Consider the following 15,682-nt stretch of genomic DNA (forward strand, 5'->3'; position numbering starts at 1 on the left):
TAGACTGCCGCGGGTGCGCGTGATCTTTGCCGGGACCCCTGACGTGGCCGTGCCCTCCCTGCGTCTGCTCCTCGACAGCCCGCACGAGGTCGTCGCGGTCCTCACCCGTCCGGACGCCCGCTCCGGTCGGGGCCGCACCCTCACCCCCTCGCCGGTCCGCGTCGTCGCGCAGGAGGCGGGCGTGCCCGTGCTCGCCCCGCGCAGCCTGCGGGACGAGGGGGTCGCCGAGCAGCTGGCGGCGCTGGAGGCCGACGTCGTCGCCGTCGTCGCCTACGGCGCGCTCGTCCCCGCCGCGCTGCTCGCCGTGCCGACCCACGGCTGGGTCAACCTCCACCTCTCCCTCCTGCCCGCCTGGCGCGGTGCCGCCCCGGTGCAGCGGGCGATCATGGCCGGCGACGAGGTGAGCGGGGCGACGACCTTCGTCATCGAGGAGGGCCTCGACACGGGGCCGGTGCTCGGCACGATGACCGAGCAGGTCCGTCCCGACGACACCTCCGGCAGCCTGCTCGCACGTCTCGGCGGCGCGGGGGCACCGCTCCTGCTCGCCAGCCTCGAGGGTCTCGTCAGCGGCGAGATCACCCCGCAGCCGCAGGGGGCCGACGGCGTGAGCCACGCGCCGAAGCTCACCGTCGAGGAGGCCGAGGTGCGATGGACCGACCCCGGCTTCGCCGTCGACCGGCACGTGCGCGGGTGCACCCCGGACCCGGGAGCGTGGACGACCTTCCGAGGTGACCGGCTGCGGGTCGGCCCCCTGGACCGCTCGGCCGACCGGTTGCCCGATCCTCGACCCCAGCTCGTCCCCGGCGAGCTCGCCGTCGGCAAGTCCTGGGTGCTCGTCGGCACGGCCGACGGGGCGGTCCGGCTCGGCGAGGTGACCCCCGTCGGCAAGCGGCCGATGGCGGCGGCGGACTGGGCGCGCGGCGCCCGGGTCCAGGCAGGAGAGAGGCTCGCAGATGGCTGACCAGCACGAGCGACGGCGCGGCCCCCGGCAGCGCTCCCGCAACGCCCCCGCGCAGCGAGCCCGTCAGGGCGACCCGGCCCGGCTGGCTGCCTACACGGTCCTGCGCGCGGTCGCCGAGGGCGCCTACGCCAACCTCGAGCTGCCGCACGAGCTGCGCCGCCGCCGGCTGTCGGGCCGCGACGCGGGCTTCGCGACCGAGCTGACCTACGGCACCCTGCGGATGCAGGGGCTCTACGACCCGATCATCGCCGTCGCCGCCGACCGGCCGGTGAGCCGCCTCGACGGGGGAGTGCTCGACGTCCTGCGCCTGGGCACCCACCAGCTGCTGAGCATGCGCGTGCCCCAGCACGCCGCCGCCGACCAGAGCGTCGCCCTGGCCCGTCAGGTCAACGGCGCCGGCGCCGCCGGGCTCGTCAACGCCGTCATGCGTCGCGTGAGCGAGCGCACCGTCGAGGAGTGGCGCGAGGCGGTCGTGCCGGCCGAGCCGACGAGCACCCGTCTGGCCGTCTCGACGTCTCACCCCGAGTGGGTCGTCAAGGCGCTGCGCCAGGCCCTCGTCGGTCACGGGGCGAGCGACGCCGCGCACGTCGACGCCGATCTCGAGCGCCTGCTCGAGGCGCACAACGCCGCCGCCCCCGTCGCGCTCGTCGCTCGGCCGGGTCTGTCCGACGTCGAGGAGCTGCTCACCGCCGAGCACCTCGAGACCGCCCCGGGCGACCACTCTCCTTTCGCCGTCCTCCTCCTCGGGGGCGACCCGGCGGGCATCCCCGCCGTCCGCGACGGCCGGGCGGCCGTGCAGGACGAGGGCAGCCAGCTGCTCGCCCTTGCCCTCGCGGGGGCGCCGGTCACCACCCCGGCCGGGCGCCGTGAGCGCTGGCTCGACCTGTGCGCCGGACCCGGCGGCAAGGCGGGCCTGCTCGCCGCCCTCGCCCGCGAGCACGGCGCCGACCTCGTGGCCAACGAGATCTCCGAGCACCGCAGCGACCTCGTGCGCGCCACCCTGCGCCCCTCGCTCGAGGCCGCGCGCGAGGCCGGGCTCGAGCTGACCGTGCGCACCGCCGACGGGCGTGAGGCAGGGGCCGACGAGCCCGGTCGGTACGACCGGGTGCTCGTCGACGCTCCGTGCACGGGTCTGGGGGCCCTGCGGCGCCGGCCCGAGGCCCGCTGGCGCCGCACCCCGGCCGATCTCGCCGGTCTCGGCCCGCTCCAGCGCGACCTGCTCGCCAGCGGGCTCGACGCACTGGCGCCCGGGGGCGTGCTCGCCTACGCGACGTGCAGCCCGCACCTGTCCGAGACCTCCTTCGTCGTGCGCGACGTGACCCGCCGGCGTGACGACGTCGAGGCGCTCGACGCCCCGGCCGTCCTGCGCGAGGTCGCGAGCAGCGAGCTCGCCGGTCTCGGCGACGGGCCGGCGGCGCAGATGTGGCCGCACCTGCACGGCACGGACGGCATGTACCTGCACCTGCTGCGCAAGCGGGCCTGATGCACGTCCTCGTCACCGGCGTGCACGTCGACGACCCCGCCCGGGCGTACGCCTTCTACACCGAGGTCCTCGGCTTCCGCGACGTGCTCGTCGTGCCCGGCAGCGACCTCTACATCCTCGGCCCGAGCACCGGGTGGGAGCTCGGCGCGCAGATCAACCTCGAGCCGATCACCGACCCCCTGACCCGCGCCTACCAGCAGCACTGCCTGCGCGAGGCGCGCCCGGTGCTCATGCTCGGGGTCCCCGACGCCGAGCTCGAGTACCGCCGGCTCAAGGAGCGCGCAGACCTCGTCTTCCGCCTCGAGCTCACCCGCGACGCCATCGGTCTGCACTTCCAGATCGAGGACACCGTCGGCAACGTCCTGTCCATCCACGAAGCCTGAGGACACCAGACCCCGTGCAGATCTCCCCGAGCATCCTCTCCGCCGACTTCGCCCACCTCGCCGACGAGCTCGCCGCCATCAGCACGGCGGACTGGGCCCACGTCGACGTCATGGACGCGCACTTCGTCCCCAACCTCACCCTCGGGCTGCCCGTCGTCGAGTCCCTCCTCGCGGTCAGCCCGATCCCCATCGACTGCCACCTCATGATCGAGGACCCCGACCGCTGGGCCCCGCCCTACGCCGAGGCCGGCGCGCAGTCGGTGACCTTCCACGTCGAGGCGGCGAAGGACCCGGTGCGCCTCGCGCGCGACCTGCGGGCGGCCGGCGCCCGGGCGAGCATGGCGATCAAGCCGGGCACCGACTTCGCGCCCTACGAGGACCTGCTGCCCGAGCTCGACATGGTCCTCGTCATGACCGTCGAGCCCGGCTTCGGCGGGCAGTCCTTCATGGCCGACCAGATGCCGAAGGTGCGCCAGGTGCGCGAGGCCGTGCGTCGCCACGGCGGCGAGATCTGGGTGCAGGTCGACGGCGGCGTCTCCGCGCGGACCATCGAGCAGTGCGCCGAGGCGGGCGCCGACGTCTTCGTCGCCGGGTCGGCCGTGTACGGCGCCGAGTCCGCGGCCGACGCGGTGGCCGAGCTGCGCGAGCTCGCGCAGCGCCACGCCCACGCCTGACGGTCCCCCTTCGCCCTCGTCGCGTCCCGCGGGGGTGCGGCATCGGCGAGATCACACGCCGCGGGTTTTGCCCCGGGTGCCCGGGCGCGCGACGATGGCCCGAGCACGTGCCTCGTGACTCGGTGAAACTCCGAACCGGCGGTGAGAGCCCGCGACCCGGCCATGGTGGTCGGTGAACTCTGGTGAGACCCCAGGGCCGACGGTCATAGTCCGGACGAGAGAGGCGCTGCGGGAGGACAGTCATGCCTGCAGAGGGTCAGAACCTCTTCCAGGAGATCATCGCCGCGCACCTGCAGATCGGGCCCTACGCCCTGTACTGGCTCGAGGCGGTCGGGATCCTCATCGGCGTCGTCAGCGCCTACCTCGGGATGAAGCGGTGGGTGTGGGCCTGGCCGGTCGGCATCAGCGCCAACATCATGCTCTTCGCCGTCTACCTCGGCGCGCTCTTCGGCGCCGACGAGCGGATCCCGCTCTTCGGGCAGGCCGGGCGCCAGGTCTTCTTCATCGTCACGAGCATCTACGGCTGGTGGCGCTGGACCCAGATCAAGCGCGAGCGCACCGCGGCGGAGCCGGGCGCGGTCGGCAGCGAAGGGGGAGCCGCGATCGTCCCGCGATGGGCGACCTCGCGCGAGCGTCTCGTCGTCGCCGGCGTGTGGATCGGTGGCACGGTCGTCGCGCACCAGGCCTTCGTCACGCTGTGGGCCGCGGCGCCGAACCCGTACTGGCAGCCCCAGTGGTGGTACTTCTGGAGCGACTCGTGGATCTTCGTCGGGTCGATGCTCGCGACGTACATGATGGCGCGCGGGTGGAACGAGTTCTGGCTCGCCTGGATCGCCGTCGACCTCGTCGGGGTCCCGCTCGGCTTCGCCACGGGGTACGTGCCCACCGCCGTCATGTACATCGGTTACGGCGCCTTCGTCCTCTACGGCTTCACCCAGTGGGTGGCGGCCACCCGGCGCGCGGCCGCGACCCCGACCGGGTCCGGGGAGCGCGTCGGCGCCGCCTAGACTGGGCGCCTGTGAAGACCTTCGACTCCCTCTTCGCCGAGCTCACGGCGACCGCGCAGACCCGGCCCGAGGGCTCGGGCACCGTCGCAGCGCTGGACGCCGGCACCCATGCCATCGGCAAGAAGGTCGTCGAGGAGGCCGCCGAGGTGTGGATGGCCGCCGAGCACGAGGGCAAGGAGCGCCTCGCCGAGGAGATCAGCCAGCTGCTCTACCACCTCCAGGTGCTCATGCTCGCCAACGACCTCGAGCTCGACGACGTCTACACCCACCTCTGATCAGGCAGGACCTCCGTGCGCATCGCCGTCCCCAACAAGGGCTCGCTGTCCGAGCCGTCCGTCGCCATGCTCCGAGAGGCCGGCTACCGCGTGCGCCGGGACTCCAAGGAGCTCGTCGTCGCCGACCCCGACAACGGGGTCGAGTTCTTCTACCTGCGCCCGCGTGACGTCGCCGTCTACGTCGGGCAGGGCCAGGTCGACGCCGGCATCACCGGTCGCGACCTGCTCCTCGACTCCGGCTCGGCCGCCGTCGAGATCATGCCGCTCGGCTTCGGCGGCTCGACCTTCCGCTTCGCCGGCCGGGCCGGCACGGCGAGCGGCGTCGGCGACCTCCAGGGCCGCCGCGTCGCGACGTCCTACGCCGGGCTCGTCGCCGCGCACCTCGCCGACCACGGCGTGCAGGCCGAGGTCGTGCGGCTCGACGGAGCGGTCGAGACGGCGATCACCCTCGGCGTCGCCGACGCGATCGCCGACGTCGTCGAGACCGGCACGACCCTGCGCAACCAGGGCCTCGAGGTCTTCGGCGAGCCGATCCTGCGCAGCGAGGCCGTCCTCGTGCGCCGGGCCGACGCCGCCGAGTCCGCGGTGGAGGTCCTGCACCGCCGGCTCATGGGCGTCGTCACGGCGCGCCACTACGTCATGCTCGACTACGACTGCCCGACGACGATCGTCGAGCAGGCGGTGACCCTCACCCCGGGCCTGGAGTCGCCGACGATCTCGCCGATGCACGACAAGGACTGGGTCGCCGTGCGGGCCATGGTCCCGCGCGGCCGGACCAACGCGATCATGGACGAGCTCTACGACATCGGGGCCCGCGCGATCCTCGTCACCGAGATCACCGCGTGCCGGCTGTGAGCGGCCGAGGTCGTCCCGGCGAGGGGACTGACGCCCCCTTCGTCCCACGGCGCGGTCGCCTCGTGGCGACCGTCCTCGCGGTCCTCACGCTCGTCATCTTCCTGCTCGTCGCGATCTTCGTGCCCGAGCGCTTCCACCTCGTCGACCGGCTCGGCTTCTTCCTCATCGGGCTCGGCGTCGCCGGGCTGCTCAGCCGGTACATGACGATCCGGGCGGTGCCGCGGGCCGACGGCCTGCTCGTGCGCAACCTCGGGCCGCAGCAGGTCGTGCCGTGGGAGGACATCGAGGCCGTGCGCTTCTCCGACGGCATGCCGTGGGTGCGCCTCGACCTCGCCGACGGCGACGACATGGCGGTCATGGCGATCCAGCGGGCCGACGGCTCCGGCTCGCTCGCCCAGGCCCAGCGGCTCAGCGACCTCGTCGGCGCCCACCAGCGCTGATCACTCTGCGCGCACCAGCGCGACTACTCCGCGCGCACCAGCGCGACGGCGTCGGCGTACTCGAGCCCGGTGACCATGAGCAGGTCGACGACCATCGAGCGGACCTGCGCCCGGATGAGCTCGGCCGAGAGGGTCGCCCCGGGCTCGCCCCGACCCGCGGCGCGCCCCACCCGCACGAGCTGCTCGCGCACCTCGATGCCCAGCCGCCCCTGGTCGAGCTCGCGGGCGAGCTCCTCGACGACGACCGCGAGACGGTCGACGACCCGCAGGTAGGGCTCGGGCACGGCCTCGCCGACCCTGACGGCGACACCTGTGCGGCGGGCGAGCACGCGCATGTTGCGCACGCACCGGTCGAGCGGGTTGATCGCCGAGGAGATGAGGCGCACCTCGGCGCGATGGCGCGCGTGCAGCGGTGAGATCGCGGCGATCTCGTTGGCCGCACCGGCCCCGTCGCGCAGCGAGGCGATCATCGCCTCGGTGCCCCGCGCCCGGCGCAGGACGTCGTCGGCGGCCTCGACGTCGCGCTCGCGCACGGCCGACGTGCACTCGTGCAGGACCGCCCCGATCTCCTCGGCGAGGTCGACGATGTCGCGGCGCGGCCTCGTCACGGGGGCGGCCGGCGCGATCATCGCGAGGGTGAGGGCGACGACGCCTCCGAGCACCGCGTCGAGCCAGCGCGAGAAGGCCTGGTCGGGAGCGGCGACGAGGGTTGTGATGATGATCGACTGCACCCCGGCCTGGATGGTGAGCAGCAGCCCGGCGCCGAGGAAGGTCGCGATGGTCATCGCGAGGGTCGCGACGACGGCGAGCTGCCACACCCCGCTGCCGAAGAGGTAGACGAAGAGGTCGCCGACGAGCACCCCGACGGCGACGCCGACGACGAGCTCGCTGACCCGCCGCAGCCGCTGGCCGTAGCTGAGCCCGAGCGTGACGACGACGGTGACGGGGGCGAAGAAGGGCTGCGGGTGATCGAGCAGGTCACGGGCCAGCCACCACGCGAGGGCCGCGCCGAAGGCCGCGGTGAGGATGCGCACGCCGCGCTCCTGCACGCGGCGCACGCGGCTGCGCAGGCCCGCCCGGGGTCGCAGCGAGCGCATCTCGGCACGGATGCTCATCCGAGTCCGCTCGTGTCGAGGACGAGGTCGGCGCGCTCGGCCACGCCGCACAGGACCTCGGCCTCCTGAGCGGCCCATCGCTCCCAGTGCGGGGCGAAGGTCTGCCCGTCGCGCGAGAGGGCTCGCTCGCGGCGCAGCCCCTCGGGGGCCTCGAGCCAGACGAGGAGGTCGACGAGCCCGCCCGCGGGCGGCGCGCCGGTGCCGCAGCCCTCGACGAGGACGTGCGGGGTCCACGGCAGGTGGGCGGTCGGGCCGGGAGCACCGGCGACCCAGTCCCACGTCGGCCAGGAGGCGTCGCGCCCGTCGCGAAGGGGGAGGAGCACGTCCGTCGCTAGGACGTCGGGGGCGGTGGCCAGACCGTCCCAGCCCGGGTAGATCTCGTCGAGCCGCACCACCGGCCAGCGAAGCGTCGCGGCGAGCTCGTCGGCCAGGCGGGTCTTGCCCGACCCGCTGCGGCCGTCGAGGCCGACGACGACGGTGCGGGTCGAGGGCGGGAGCGCCCGGACCCGTCGCAGGACCTCGTGCGCGGGCGCGACGTCCGGGGGCTGGGCTCTCACGACGGGCGAGCCTAGCCGGGGCACTACCCTGACCGACGTGTCCGTCGCCGTCCGTGTCATCCCCTGCCTCGACGTCGACGCCGGGCGCGTCGTCAAGGGCGTCAACTTCGCCGAGCTGAGAGACGCGGGCGACCCCGTCGAGCTGGCCCGCCGCTACGGCGCCGAGGGCGCCGACGAGCTGACCTTCCTCGACGTCACCGCGAGCAGCGGCGACCGCGCGACGACCTACGACGTCGTGAGCCGCACCGCGGAGGAGGTCTTCATCCCGCTGACCGTCGGTGGCGGGGTGCGCACGGTCGACGACGTCGACCGGCTGCTGCGGGTCGGGGCCGACAAGGTCGGGGTCAACACCGCGGCGATCGCCCGCCCGGACCTCATCAGCGAGGTCGCCGATCGCTTCGGCGCCCAGGTGCTCGTCCTGTCCGCCGACGTGCGCCGTCGCCGGGGCGAGGACGGGGCGCTCGTCGGGGGCTTCGAGGTGACGACCCACGGCGGACGTCGGGGGACCGGCATCGACGCGATCTGGTGGTGCGCGCGGGCCGCCGAGCTCGGCGCCGGCGAGATCCTGCTCAACTCGATGGACGCCGACGGCACGAAGGCCGGCTTCGACATCGAGCTGCTCGCCGCGGTCCGGGCCGAGGTCGGCGTGCCGGTCATCGCGAGCGGGGGAGCGGGCAGCGCCGAGCACTTCGTGCCCGCGGTGGCCGCCGGGGCCGACGCCACGCTGGCCGCGAGCATCTTCCACTTCGGCGAGGTCGGCATCGGCGAGGTCAAGGACGCCCTCGAGGGTGCCGGCTACCCGGTGCGCCGGGGCCGCGCGCTCTGAGCGGCCCGCCGACCTCACATCCCGAGGTCGGCCTCGGTGAGGGTGGCGACCGCGGCCTTCTCGCCGACGAACTCGACCTGGGCGACGCCCTTGCGCCCCGAGAGGAAGAGCAGGATCTCGCCCGGGTGACCGTGCACCTCGACGACGGGGTGGCCGGTGCCGACCCGCTTGCGGTGCTTGGCCGTGACGAGCTCGACGTCGACCCCCTTCGCCCCGCGCAGGAGCAGGGGGGCCATCTTCGCGAGCTGCTTGCCGAGGGCGGTCGTCAGCTCCTGGGGCAGGTGGCGCGGGTTGGCGTCGGCGGTGCCGCGGCGCACGTCCTCGTGGTGGATGAACATCTCGACGAGGTTGGCCGCCTCGTCGACCCGGGCGACGCGGGTGGGGTGCCAGGCCGGCGGCCCGGTGCGCACGCGCTCGACGAGGGTGGCGAAGGGGGTGCGCGCGGCCAGCGACCGGGTGGCGGCGTCCGTGCGCCCGGCGAGGGCCGGGACGACGATGCCTGCGGCGAGGTCGAGACGGGCGCTCTCGCGGATGACGAGGTGCGCGGCGAGGTCGGCGACGCTCCACGTCCCGCACAGCGTCGGGGCGTCGGGACCGGCTGCGAGCATCGTGTCGCAGAGCGCTCCGCGCTCGTCGTGGGCGAGTCGGCTCATGGGTCTACCTCACTGGGGTGGTCCGGTGTGTGTCCTGCGCTGTCGTCCTGACGTGGGAGGGTATCCCGGCGGAGCAGGCGGAAGGGGTCTGGGATGGGTGAGGTCGCGGTGGAGCAGCAGCTCCGGCGGCGCGGGCAGCTCGCGACGATCCTGCGCGCGCTGCGCATCATCGGGTTGGGCGTACGGGTGACCCCCGGCACCTTCGCCCTCGCGGTCGTCGGCAGCGTGATCTTCGGCGTGGCCACCGCGGGCATGGCCTGGGCCGTCGGCTGGGTCACCGAGCACCACGTGACGCCCGCCGTCACCGCCGGCGAGGTCGACGGGGGCCGCCTGGCGATCATCTTCGGCGCGATCGCGGCCGTCGTCGCCGCGACGACGGTCGGCGTGCTCGGCCGGCGCATCTTCGGCGCGATGGTCATGTACGGCATCGCGGCCGACTACCGACGCCGCGTCACGCGCCAGTACCTGCGTCTGCCGCTGACGTGGCACCATCGCCACCCCTCCGGCCAGCTCCTGTCGAACGCGAACGCCGACGTCGAGGCGACGTGGTTCGTCTTCATGCCGCTGCCCATGGCGCTCGGCGTGCTCGTCATGCTCGCCTTCGGGCTGGTCCAGATGGCTCTCGTCGACCCGGTGATGATGCTCGTCGGGCTCACCTGCTTCCCGCTGCTCATGATCGCCAACGGCGTCTACCAGCGCCGGATGACGCCGCTGGCGACGACCGCCCAGCAGCTGCGCGCCGAGGTGAGCGAGGTCGCCCACGAGTCGCTCGAGGCGGCGCTCGTCGTGAAGTCGATGGGGGCCGAGGAGCGCGAGACACGCCGTTTCGCCGAGGTCACCGGCCGGCTGCGCCAGGCCAACATCGCCGTCGGTCGCACCCGCGGCACCTTCGACCCCGTCATCGAGGCCATCCCGCAGCTCGCCACGCTCGTCGTCCTCGCCGCCGGCACCGCACGGGTGGGCAGCGGGGCGATGACCCCCGCCGAGGTCGTCCAGGTCGCCTACCTCATCGCCGTCCTCGCCTTCCCCGTGCGTGCCTTCGGCTGGGTGCTCGGCGAGCTGCCGCGCACCGTCGTCGCCTACGAGCGGGTCGAGCGCGTCCTGCTCGAGAGCGGGCACACGACCCACGGGCCGCGGCGCCTCGACGGCCGCGGGCCGGTCGAGCTCTCCCTCGCGGGCGTCTCCTTCCGCTACGAGAGCGCCGAGCGCACCGATCTCGCCGAGCGCGACGAGGACGAGGTCGCCGCGTCCGTCGGCGTCCCGGACCGGCCGCTCGCCGTCGACGGCGTCGACCTGCGCATCGCGCCCGGGCGCACCGTGGCGCTCGTCGGCCCGACCGGGTCGGGCAAGTCGACCCTCGCCGCGCTCACCACCCGTCTGCTCGAGACCACCGCCGGCACCGTGCGCTACGACGGCGTCGACCTCACCGAGCTCGCCGCGGGCGAGGTCAGCCAGGCAGCGGCGCTCGTGCCGCAGGGCACCTTCCTCTTCGACGACACCGTCCGGGGCAACATCACCCTCGGCGAGGAGATCGACGACGACGCGGTCGAGCGCGCCCTGCGCCTGGCGCAGGCGTGGGACTTCGTCGACCGGCTGCCGCACGGCCTCGACACCGAGGTCGGCGAGCGCGGTGCGTCGCTGTCCGGCGGGCAGCGCCAGCGGCTCGCGCTCGCCCGGGCCGTCGTGCGAGAGCCCCGGCTGCTCGTCCTCGACGACGCCACCTCGGCGGTCGACCCCTCCGTCGAGCTGGCGATCCTCCACGGCCTGCAGGAGCGCAGCGGGGGCTCCACGGTGCTGCTCGTCGCCTACCGGCTCTCGACGATCGCGCTCGCCGACGAGGTCGTCCACCTCGAGGGCGGCCGGGTCGTCGACCGGGGGACCCACGCCGAGCTGCTCGGTCGGGACGCCTCCTACGCCCACCTCGTCACCGCGTACGCGCGCCAGGCCGACGAACGCGCCGAGCGCGCCGAGCGCGCGGAGGCGAGCGCATGAGCACCGACACCCGTCCCGCGCAGGACGAGGCCCTGCCCGGTCTCGTCAGCTCGCAGGGGTCGACGTGGTCGACCCTGCGCCGCGGTCTCGCGCTCTCGCCCGAGCTGACCCGCGGCATCTGGGTGACGATCGCGCTCGCCGGGCTCATGACGCTCGGCCGCGTGGTCATCCCGGTCGCGGTCCAGCAGGTCACCGACCACGGCTTCGGCGCTCCCGGCGGGGTCGACACCGGCTACGTCTGGCGCCTCGTCGCGGTGTGCGCCGTCGTCGTGCTCCTCACCGCGTGGTGCGGCTACCTCGTCAACGTCCGCCTCTTCACGGCCTCCGAGTCGGGGCTGGCGACGCTGCGCACGACGGCCTTCCGGCACATCCACGACCTGTCGATGCTCACCCAGAGCTCCCAGCGCCGCGGGTCGATGACCTCACGGGTGACCTCCGACGTCGACACGATCAGCCAGTTCGCCCAGTTCGGCGGCATCATCCTCGTCGTCAGCACCGGGCAGATCCTCGTCTCGCTGCTCCTCATGGCCTTCTACAGCCCGGTGCTGCTCCTCGTCGTGCTCGTGAGCTTCGTGCCGCTCTTCGTCGCCGTGACGCGACTGCAGCGGGTCCTCGGTCGGGCCTACCTCGCGGTGCGCGAGCGCGTCGGCGACATGCTCGCCGCGATCTCCGAGTCGATCGGGGGCGCCGAGACGATCCGGTCCCACCACGTCCAGGACCGCACCGCAGCCCGGATCGACGGTGCGGTCGAGGCCCACCGCTCCGCCGCCGTGCGGGCCCACGTCCGCTCCTCGCTCGCCTTCGGCGTCGGGCAGTTCTTCACCGGCCTGACCCTGGGCACCGTGCTCGCGGTCGGCACGTGGCTCGCCGTGCACGGTCACCTCACCCTCGGCGAGCTGCTCGCCTTCCTCTTCCTCGTCAACCTCTTCACCCAGCCGGTGCAGCAGGCCACCGAGATCCTCAACGAGCTGCAGAACGCCGTCGCCGGGTGGCGCCGGGTCCTCGACGTCGTCGAGACCCCGGCCGACATCGCCGACCCGGGCGAGGACGGCGAGGTGCTCCCGCGCGGTCCCGTGGCCGTCGAGCTGAGCGACGTCGGCTTCGCCTACCCGGGCGGGCCGCCGGTGCTCACGGACGTCACCTGGCGGGTCGAGCCGCGCAGCCGTGTAGCCGTCGTCGGCGAGACCGGGTCGGGCAAGTCGACGCTGGCCAAGCTGCTCACCCGCCTCGTCGACCCCTCGTCGGGCGAGGTGCGCCTCGACGGCGTCGAGCTCTCGCGGGTGCGCTTCTCCAGCCTGCGCGAGCGCGTCGTCCTCGTGCCGCAGGAGGGCTTCCTCTTCGACGCCGACCTCGCGACGAACATCCGGCTCGGCGCGCCCGACGCGAGCGACGCGCGGATCCAGGCCGCCGTCGACGACCTCGGGCTCGGCCCGTGGCTGTCCGGCCTGCCGGCCGGGCTGGCCTCGCAGGTCGGCCCGCGCGGCGAGTCGCTCTCGGCGGGCGAGCGGCAGCTCGTCGCCATCGTCCGCGCCTACCTCGCCGACCCCGACCTCCTCGTCCTCGACGAGGCGACGAGCGCGGTCGACCCGGCGACGGAGGTGCGGATCCAGGACGCCCTCGACCGGTTGCTCGAGGGCCGCACCTCGGTGACGATCGCCCACCGCCTCTCGACCGCGGAGGCGGCCGACGAGGTCGTCGTCGTCGACGCGGGGCGCATCGTCGAGCGTGGGCCTCACCGCGACCTCGTCGGTGCCGGTGGCACCTACTCCGCGCTGCACGCGTCCTGGGCGGCCCAGCAGCAGCACTGAGGGTCGGTCAGGGCCCAAGGGTCAGGGTGGCCCGGGTGACGGGCGAGTTGTCGGGCGCGGGTGTCGCTGAGGCACGATGTGCGGGTGCCCGAGACCACCCCTTCGCCCCTGCCCGCCGAGATCGCCGACCGGCTCTCGCGCGACCCCGCCGGCCTCGTCGCCGCGGTGATCCAGCAGCACGACACCCGTGAGGTGCTCATGCTCGGGTGGATGGACGACGAGGCCCTGCACCGCACGCTGACGACCGGGCGGGTGACCTTCTGGTCGCGCAGCCGCGGCGAGTACTGGCGCAAGGGCGACACCTCGGGCCATGCCCAGCACGTGCGCTCCGTCGCGCTCGACTGCGACGGAGACGCGCTCCTCGTCCAGGTCGAGCAGGTCGGCGCGGCCTGTCACACCGGGGACCGCACGTGCTTCGACGCGGGCCGGCTCGACGCCGTCGTCAGTGACGGGGGAGCGGCATGACCGCGCTGCCCGAGCTCGGCTACGGACGTACGTGGCCCGATGTCGACACCTTCGGCGTCCTCGCCCGCGACCGGCGCGTCATCCCCGTCGTGCGCCGGCTCATGGCCGACGCCGAGACCCCGCTGTCGGTCTACCGCAAGCTGGCGAAGGGGGAGCCCGGCACCTTCCTGCTCGAGTCCGCCGAGCAGGGCGTGTGGTCGCGTTGGTCGATCATCGGGGCCCGCAGCCGCGCCACCCTCACCGAGCGCGACGGCGAGGCGCTGTGGATCGGCGAGCCGCCGACCGGGGTGCCGACGACCGGCTCGCCGGTCGAGGTCCTGCGCGCCACCCTCGAGGCCCTGCGCACCGAGCCGGTCGAGGGCCTGCCGCCGCTGACGTCCGGGATGGTCGGCGCGATCTCCTACGACGCGGTCCGGCGCTGGGAGCGGGTCCCGGCGACCCTGCCCGACGTGCTCGGCGTCCCCGAGGTCGGCATGGTGCTCGCCACCGACGTCGCGGTCCTCGACCACTCCGACGGCTCGTTGCTCCTCATCGCCAACGCGATCAACTACGACGACACCGACGAGCGGGTCGACCAGGCCTACGACGACGCGGTGGCCCGTCTCGACGAGATGGTGCTCGCGCTCGCCGAGCCGGCACCCAGCACGGTCGCCACCGTCGACCCCGACGTCGTCGCCGACGCCATGGCCTCGGTGACGAGCGACGTGACCCCCGAGCGCTACCAGGAGATCGTCGAGGAGGCGAAGGAGGACATCCGCGCCGGCGAGGTCTTCCAGGTCGTCCTCTCGCAGCGCTTCTCCATGGACTGCCCGGCTGACCCGACGGAGGTCTACCGTGCGCTGCGGGCGGCCAACCCGAGCCCGTACATGTACTTCTTCCGCCTGCCGCGCGCCGACGGCAGCACCTACGACGTCGTCGGCGGCTCGCCCGAGGCGCTCGTCACCGTCACCGGCCGCGAGGCGCTCACCCACCCGATCGCCGGCACCCGGCCCCGGGGCAAGACCCTCGAGGAGGACATCGCCCTCGCCGAGGAGCTGCTCGCCGACCCCAAGGAGCGCTCCGAGCACGTCATGCTCGTCGACCTCGGGCGCAACGACCTCCAGCGGGTGTGCGAGGCGGGCACCGTCGACTGCCTCGAGCTCATGGACGTCCGGCGCTACAGCCACGTCACCCACCTCGAGTCCACGGTCGTCGGCCGGATGCGCCCCGAGGTCAGCGCCTACGACGTCCTCGTCTCGACCTTCCCCGCCGGCACCCTGTCGGGGGCGCCCAAGCCCCGTGCCCTCGCCCTCATCGAGCACTACGAGCGCAGCCGCCGCGGCGTCTACGGCGGGGTCGTCGGCTACCTCGACTTCCACGGCGACATGGACATGGCCATCGCCATCCGCACCGCGCTCGTCGTCGACGGGCGGGCGCACGTCCAGGCCGGCGCCGGCATCGTCGCCGACTCCGTGCCCCACCTCGAGCACGCCGAGTGCGTGGCCAAGGCCGGGGCCGCCCTGCGGGCGGTCGCGACGGCCGGGGCGATGCGCACGGTGGGCCCGACGCAGCGGGGCCACGGGGGCACGGCATGAGGTCCGTGCTCACCCGCAAGCTCGTCGTCCTGCTCCTCGCCCTGCTCGGGGCGCTCGTCACCCTCGCCGCCACCCGCGGGGTGTGGGTGAGCGGCACCGTCACCGACGTCGCCGGGGCCACCCCCGCCGAGGCGACCGGGGGAGAGGCCGCCCCGGGCCTGGCCGGTGTCGCCCTCGTCGGCGCGGCCGCCGCCGTCGCGGCCCTCACGAGCGGTCGGATCGGTCGCGTCGTCTCCGCGCTGGCCCTCCTCGGCGTCCTCGTCGTCGTCGTCGTGCTCGTCGTACGGGTCCTGCTCGACCCCGCGGCGGTGCTCGGCTCGGTGGCCGGGGGCCGCTCCGGCACCACGGCGACCCTGCCGGCCGAGGCATCCGTGACGGCCTGGCCGTGGGTCGCCGCGGCGAGCGTCGTCCCCTTCGCCCTGGCCGCCCTCGGCGTCCTCCTCGCCGGCGGCCGGTGGAGCGCGCTCGGCGCCGACTCCTCGGGAGGGCGCTCCGCGACCGTGGCCGGCGGCACCGGCACGGGTGCCCCGCGCTCGGACTGGGACCGCCTCAGCGAGGGCGAGGACCCCACGACGTGAGGCGGCGTGCCGGGGGCCCAGCCGCGGAGACTAACC

General features: G+C 74.3%; 17 protein-coding genes and 1 riboswitch. Of the genes, 14 read left to right on the top strand and 3 right to left on the bottom strand.

Translation table 11 applies throughout. The features are described 5' to 3' along the window. Nucleotides 1–13: 13 nt before the first annotated feature. From fmt to LIV55_RS00360, 8 genes are all read left to right on the top strand, one after another. Nucleotides 14–961, top strand: a complete 948-nt coding sequence (gene fmt, locus LIV55_RS00325) for a methionyl-tRNA formyltransferase (protein ID WP_229298854.1) — start codon at nucleotides 14–16, stop codon at nucleotides 959–961. After that, complete coding sequence (locus LIV55_RS00330; protein ID WP_229298855.1) at nucleotides 954–2,444, top strand: RsmB/NOP family class I SAM-dependent RNA methyltransferase; 1,491 nt, start codon at nucleotides 954–956, stop codon at nucleotides 2,442–2,444. Before fmt ends, LIV55_RS00330 begins: the two co-directional genes overlap by 8 nt. Then, the gene (locus LIV55_RS00335) at nucleotides 2,444–2,827 is read left to right on the top strand and encodes a VOC family protein (RefSeq protein ID WP_068276167.1); all 384 of its coding nucleotides are present in this window, start codon (nucleotides 2,444–2,446) and stop codon (nucleotides 2,825–2,827) included. The genes LIV55_RS00330 and LIV55_RS00335 overlap by 1 nt, the downstream gene beginning before the upstream one ends. Nucleotides 2,828–2,841: 14 nt before the next feature. Next, nucleotides 2,842–3,501, top strand: a complete 660-nt coding sequence (gene rpe, locus LIV55_RS00340) for a ribulose-phosphate 3-epimerase (protein ID WP_229298856.1) — start codon at nucleotides 2,842–2,844, stop codon at nucleotides 3,499–3,501. A 104-nt stretch (nucleotides 3,502–3,605) separates the two neighbouring features. Continuing rightward, nucleotides 3,606–3,731, top strand: a riboswitch (FMN riboswitch). A 12-nt stretch (nucleotides 3,732–3,743) separates the two neighbouring features. After that, nucleotides 3,744–4,508 (top strand): nicotinamide mononucleotide transporter family protein, encoded by a 765-nt coding sequence (locus tag LIV55_RS00345; protein ID WP_229298857.1) that lies wholly within the window; start codon nucleotides 3,744–3,746, stop codon nucleotides 4,506–4,508. Between the two features lie 11 nt (nucleotides 4,509–4,519). Continuing rightward, complete coding sequence (locus LIV55_RS00350) at nucleotides 4,520–4,783, top strand: phosphoribosyl-ATP diphosphatase (RefSeq protein WP_068276158.1); 264 nt, start codon at nucleotides 4,520–4,522, stop codon at nucleotides 4,781–4,783. Nucleotides 4,784–4,798: 15 nt separating this feature from the next. Continuing rightward, a complete protein-coding gene (gene hisG / locus LIV55_RS00355; RefSeq protein ID WP_123091645.1) occupies nucleotides 4,799–5,638 on the top strand; it encodes an ATP phosphoribosyltransferase in 840 nt (279 codons plus the stop codon). Nucleotides 5,639–5,700: 62 nt separating this feature from the next. After that, a complete protein-coding gene (locus LIV55_RS00360) occupies nucleotides 5,701–6,078 on the top strand; it encodes a PH domain-containing protein (RefSeq protein WP_229298858.1) in 378 nt (125 codons plus the stop codon). 23 nt (nucleotides 6,079–6,101) lie between these two features. Here LIV55_RS00360 and LIV55_RS00365 read toward each other — a convergent pair whose 3' ends face one another. Together LIV55_RS00365 and LIV55_RS00370 are read right to left on the bottom strand one after the other, a co-directional pair. After that, nucleotides 6,102–7,193, bottom strand: coding sequence for an FUSC family protein (locus LIV55_RS00365; RefSeq protein WP_163562365.1), 1,092 nt, complete (start codon nucleotides 7,191–7,193; stop codon nucleotides 6,102–6,104). Continuing rightward, nucleotides 7,190–7,750: a nucleoside/nucleotide kinase family protein gene (locus LIV55_RS00370; protein WP_229298859.1), complete on the bottom strand. Its 561-nt coding sequence runs from the start codon at nucleotides 7,748–7,750 to the stop codon at nucleotides 7,190–7,192. The genes LIV55_RS00365 and LIV55_RS00370 overlap by 4 nt, the downstream gene beginning before the upstream one ends. 37 nt (nucleotides 7,751–7,787) lie before the next feature. On the opposite strand from LIV55_RS00370, the gene hisF reads away from it, so the two are divergent. After that, nucleotides 7,788–8,576, top strand: a complete 789-nt coding sequence (gene hisF / locus LIV55_RS00375; RefSeq protein ID WP_229298860.1) for an imidazole glycerol phosphate synthase subunit HisF — start codon at nucleotides 7,788–7,790, stop codon at nucleotides 8,574–8,576. A gap of 14 nt (nucleotides 8,577–8,590) precedes the next feature. Here hisF and LIV55_RS00380 read toward each other — a convergent pair whose 3' ends face one another. Next, nucleotides 8,591–9,229, bottom strand: coding sequence for a TIGR03085 family metal-binding protein (locus LIV55_RS00380; RefSeq protein ID WP_123091648.1), 639 nt, complete (start codon nucleotides 9,227–9,229; stop codon nucleotides 8,591–8,593). Nucleotides 9,230–9,322: 93 nt separating this feature from the next. On the opposite strand from LIV55_RS00380, the gene LIV55_RS00385 reads away from it, so the two are divergent. From LIV55_RS00385 to LIV55_RS00405, 5 genes are all read left to right on the top strand, one after another. Further along, nucleotides 9,323–11,221, top strand: coding sequence for an ABC transporter ATP-binding protein (locus LIV55_RS00385; RefSeq protein ID WP_229298861.1), 1,899 nt, complete (start codon nucleotides 9,323–9,325; stop codon nucleotides 11,219–11,221). After that, nucleotides 11,218–13,029 (top strand): ABC transporter ATP-binding protein, encoded by a 1,812-nt coding sequence (locus LIV55_RS00390; protein ID WP_229298862.1) that lies wholly within the window; start codon nucleotides 11,218–11,220, stop codon nucleotides 13,027–13,029. The genes LIV55_RS00385 and LIV55_RS00390 overlap by 4 nt, the downstream gene beginning before the upstream one ends. Before the next feature lie 84 nt (nucleotides 13,030–13,113). Then, on the top strand, nucleotides 13,114–13,494 hold the full coding sequence (gene hisI / locus LIV55_RS00395; RefSeq protein WP_123091651.1) for a phosphoribosyl-AMP cyclohydrolase: 381 nt from the start codon (nucleotides 13,114–13,116) through the stop codon (nucleotides 13,492–13,494). Next, nucleotides 13,491–15,068, top strand: a complete 1,578-nt coding sequence (locus LIV55_RS00400; protein WP_229298863.1) for an anthranilate synthase component I — start codon at nucleotides 13,491–13,493, stop codon at nucleotides 15,066–15,068. The genes hisI and LIV55_RS00400 overlap by 4 nt, the downstream gene beginning before the upstream one ends. Beyond that, nucleotides 15,065–15,646, top strand: a complete 582-nt coding sequence (locus tag LIV55_RS00405; RefSeq protein WP_229298864.1) for a Trp biosynthesis-associated membrane protein — start codon at nucleotides 15,065–15,067, stop codon at nucleotides 15,644–15,646. Before LIV55_RS00400 ends, LIV55_RS00405 begins: the two co-directional genes overlap by 4 nt. Nucleotides 15,647–15,682 lie beyond the last annotated feature (36 nt).

Origin of the sequence: Janibacter melonis, from assembly GCF_020567375.1 — a bacterium.
GTDB classification, from domain to species: domain Bacteria; phylum Actinomycetota; class Actinomycetes; order Actinomycetales; family Dermatophilaceae; genus Marihabitans; species Marihabitans melonis.

Coding starts and splice junctions, on each gene's coding strand:
- LIV55_RS00380 (WP_123091648.1), bottom strand. CDS start 9,229: ATGAGCCGACTCGCCCACGACGAGCGCGGAGCGCTCTGCGACACGATG.
- LIV55_RS00365 (WP_163562365.1), bottom strand. CDS start 7,193: ATGAGCATCCGTGCCGAGATGCGCTCGCTGCGACCCCGGGCGGGCCTG.
- LIV55_RS00330 (WP_229298855.1), top strand. CDS start 954: ATGGCTGACCAGCACGAGCGACGGCGCGGCCCCCGGCAGCGCTCCCGC.
- LIV55_RS00390 (WP_229298862.1), top strand. CDS start 11,218: ATGAGCACCGACACCCGTCCCGCGCAGGACGAGGCCCTGCCCGGTCTC.
- LIV55_RS00335 (WP_068276167.1), top strand. CDS start 2,444: ATGCACGTCCTCGTCACCGGCGTGCACGTCGACGACCCCGCCCGGGCG.
- LIV55_RS00345 (WP_229298857.1), top strand. CDS start 3,744: ATGCCTGCAGAGGGTCAGAACCTCTTCCAGGAGATCATCGCCGCGCAC.
- LIV55_RS00385 (WP_229298861.1), top strand. CDS start 9,323: ATGGGTGAGGTCGCGGTGGAGCAGCAGCTCCGGCGGCGCGGGCAGCTC.
- LIV55_RS00400 (WP_229298863.1), top strand. CDS start 13,491: ATGACCGCGCTGCCCGAGCTCGGCTACGGACGTACGTGGCCCGATGTC.
- LIV55_RS00405 (WP_229298864.1), top strand. CDS start 15,065: ATGAGGTCCGTGCTCACCCGCAAGCTCGTCGTCCTGCTCCTCGCCCTG.